General features: G+C 64.9%; 1 protein-coding gene. It reads right to left on the bottom strand.

What is annotated here, in order from left to right:
• Positions 1-32: 32 nt before the first annotated feature.
• A protein-coding gene (locus NRB56_RS38095; RefSeq protein ID WP_406603582.1) for an IS3 family transposase occupies positions 33-1,198 on the bottom strand; the annotation gives its coding sequence in 2 pieces (ribosomal slippage) (positions 33-923 and positions 926-1,198; 1,164 coding nt in all).
• Positions 1,199-1,265 lie beyond the last annotated feature (67 nt).

The raw sequence follows: 1,265 nt of genomic DNA, 5'->3' as shown, positions 1-1,265 counted from the left end.
GGGACTGCTGCAGGATCCGGTGACAGTTTCGGTCACGCGGCCTGACTGGCCGGTGTGGTCATGATGACCTCGTACTCGACCGGCGTCAAACGACTCAGACGGGCCTGCCGGCGTCGACGGTGATATGTGCGCTCGATCCAGGTGACGATCGCGATCCTCAATTCCTCACGCGTACACCAGGATCGACGATCGAGCACATTCTTCTGCAACAGTGCGAAGAAACTCTCCATCGCCGCGTTGTCCCCGGCCGCGGCCACCCGGCCCATCGACCCCGCCATGGCGTGACGAGTCAACGCGCGCACGAACTTCCGGCTCCGAAATTGACTGCCACGATCACTGTGAACGACGCAACCCGCTACGTCACCGCGGCGGGCGACTGCGTTGCTCAGGGCCCTGACAGCCAACGCCGATTTCATCCGTGAATCGATCGAATAGCCGACGATCCGATTCGAGAACACGTCCTTCACCGCGCACAGATACAACTTGCCCTCACCGGTCCGATGCTCCGTTATATCGGTGAGCCACAAACGATTCGGCGCCTCAGCGGTGAACATCCGCTGCACCAGATCGTCGTGGACCGGCGGCCCCGGCCGGCCGCTTTTGCTGCCGCGTTTCTTCCCGAACACGCTCCACCAGCCCTGGCCGGAGCAGATCCGCCACGCGGTCCGGTCGGCCATCGGCTCGCCGGCGGCGCGGGCCTCGTCGGCCAGGAACCGGTATCCGAACTCCGGGTCGTCACGATGGGCATCGAACAGGGCGTTCGCGCGATACGCCTCATCGAGCTCAGCGGCCGTGACAGGTTCGGCGAGCCACCGATAGTAGGGCTGGCGGGCCAGCCCCAGCACCCGGCACGTCACCGCGACGGGGATCCCGTCGGCGGCCAGCTCACGGACGAGCGGGTAGGTCATTTTCCCGGCAAGTTCGCCTGCGCGAGATAGGCGGCGGCCTTCTTGAGGACCTCGTTCTCCTGCTCCAGCAACCGAATCCGGCGCCTCGCTTCACGAAGCTCGGCCGACTCGCCCGTCGTCTTTCCAGGTTTCACGCCGTCGTCGACGTCGGTTTGACGCATCCATTTCGACAGCGTCATCGGGTGGACACCGAAATCGGCGGCGATCTGCTCGAGCGTCACCCCATCGTCACGGTTGCGGGCCACCCGGACGACATCGTCCCGGAACTCGCGGGGGTAAGGCTTGGCCACAGCGACATCCTTCCAGCCCGCCCGAAGGCAAGCCAACTCGGTTGTCACCTATACCTGCAGCAGTCCC

Source organism: Nocardia aurantia (assembly GCF_009604425.1).
In the GTDB taxonomy this organism is placed as follows: Bacteria; Actinomycetota; Actinomycetes; order Mycobacteriales; family Mycobacteriaceae; genus Nocardia; species Nocardia aurantia.
This window is presented reverse-complemented; position numbering and strand designations above follow the sequence as displayed.